The organism is Bradyrhizobium oropedii (assembly GCF_020889685.1).
In the GTDB taxonomy this organism is placed as follows: domain Bacteria; phylum Pseudomonadota; class Alphaproteobacteria; order Rhizobiales; family Xanthobacteraceae; genus Bradyrhizobium; species Bradyrhizobium oropedii.
The window spans coordinates 1-1429 of sequence record NZ_JACMYO010000420.1 but is presented as its reverse complement, the minus strand read 5'-3'; the positions used below and the strand labels follow the sequence as shown (position 1 = coordinate 1429).

Annotated in this window: 1 protein-coding gene and 1 tRNA gene; one reads left to right on the top strand and one right to left on the bottom strand. The window is 64.8% G+C overall.

From position 1 onward, the window contains the following. Window positions 1–31: 31 nt before the first annotated feature. The gene (locus H8A95_RS43015; RefSeq protein WP_229188447.1) at window positions 32–1000 is read right to left on the bottom strand and encodes a complex I NDUFA9 subunit family protein; all 969 of its coding nucleotides are present in this window, start codon (window positions 998–1000) and stop codon (window positions 32–34) included. A 147-nt stretch (window positions 1001–1147) separates the two neighbouring features. On the opposite strand from H8A95_RS43015, the gene H8A95_RS43010 reads away from it, so the two are divergent. Continuing rightward, window positions 1148–1234, top strand: a tRNA-Leu gene (locus H8A95_RS43010). Window positions 1235–1429 lie beyond the last annotated feature (195 nt).

The following is a 1429-nucleotide window of genomic DNA, read 5'->3' as shown; positions in this document are numbered from 1 at the left end:
CGGCTTTCGCCCGGACGACGAGTGGATAGACTCACGCGCTCTTCTTCTGGAACTGCCCGGTCGCGCGGAAGCGCCAGAGATATTGCGGGGCGATCGCTTCCATCGAATCGGGCGTGATGCCGAGGCCCGCGAAGGTCAGCCCGGCAGCCTTGGCGGCGTCGGACACCACGTTGTCCGTGCGCAGCATCGCGACCTGGTCCGGGGTCAGTGTGAAGGGGCCCGGGGCGAATTGCAGGACATACGACTGGAGCTTGGCGAGGCCGAACGGCAGCGGCGCCAGCATGCGATCGCGCTGGGTGATCTGGAGGATGATCTCCATGATCTCGCGCATCGTCAGCACTTCCGGGCCGCCGAGCTCGTAGGTTGCGCCCGCCTTCGCCTTGCCGTCGACGGCATCCGCCACGGCGTCGGCGACGTCGGCGACATAGGCCGGCTGCACCGTGTTGACCCCGCCGCCGACCAGCGGCAGCACCGGCGACATCCGCGCCAGCGCCCCAAAGCGATTGGTGAACTGATCCTCGGGCCCGAACAGCAGCGACGGCCGCATGATGGTGGCCGACGGCAAGGCCGCCTGTACTGCCTTCTCACCTTCGGCCTTGGCGCGGAAATAGCCCGACAGCGAATTCTCGTCGGCGCCGATCGCCGAGACATGGACCATGCGGGCGCCGTTGGCGGCCGCCGCCCTGGCGATGGTCTCGGCGCCCTTCACCTGCACCGCATCAAACGTCTGCCCGCCGCCTTCGGCCAGAATGCCGACCAGATTGATGGCGATCTGCGAATCACGCATCGCGGCCTCGACCGAGGCCGGGTAGCGGACATTGGCCTGGACGGCATGAACCTGGCCGACGCGGCCGAGCGGCTGCAGATGGCCGGCCAGTTCAGGCCGCCGCACCGCGACTCGCACGCGGTAATCGCGCTTGCAGAGCGCCCGAACCACATTCCGTCCCAGAAAACCCGATCCGCCGAATACCGTGACGAGCGTTTCCAGGTTCGATGCCATGAGGTCCATTCCTGCCGGATTCGAGAACTATTCGGGGGAGTTAGTGGTTTGGCGATACGCCATCAGCCCAATCCTGTACAGGCTATTTGAATTTCCAATCGCGAATTTGACAAGCGCGTAACCGATCCTTACTAAGCCGCTCCACATGCCCAGGTGGCGGAATTGGTAGACGCGCTGGCTTCAGGTGCCAGTGGCTTAACGGCCGTGAAGGTTCGAGTCCTTTCCTGGGCACCACCCCCTTTCCAAGCGATTGAAATCGCTAGGTTACGGGGAATTTGCGTGGCTCGCCTGCGCGCAAGATCGGGCATGCGGTGAGGCCGCTGCCCAGCCCGACTATCCTCACCCATCGATTGACTGACGACACCAGCCGATAATCCGGGCGCGGTGGCATGAACCCGCGTCCTCGGACAGCTTCCAGCCGCCATCTAG